General features: G+C 52.5%; 1 protein-coding gene. It reads left to right on the top strand.

What is annotated here, in order from left to right:
• Positions 1-204, top strand: a 204-nt coding sequence (locus B2Z72_RS14720; protein ID WP_297005174.1) for a GTP-binding protein, incomplete at both ends; no start/stop codon positions are given.

Genomic DNA, 204 nt, shown 5'->3' with positions numbered 1-204 from the left:
GGTAAAACAACCATCACCGAAAAACTCCTGCTGCTGGGTAACGCCATTCAGCTGGCAGGTACCGTAAAAGGTAAGAAAACCGGTCGTATGGCTACCTCCGACTGGATGCAGATGGAGCAGGAGCGGGGTATCTCCATTACTACCTCGGTCATGCAGTTCCCATACAAAGAACGCATGGTCAACCTGCTGGATACTCCCGGACAC

The sequence above is a fragment of the Thalassolituus sp. UBA6592 genome (assembly GCF_002433655.1).
In the GTDB taxonomy this organism is placed as follows: Bacteria; Pseudomonadota; Gammaproteobacteria; order Pseudomonadales; family Oceanobacteraceae; genus Venatoribacter.
This window is presented reverse-complemented; position numbering and strand designations above follow the sequence as displayed.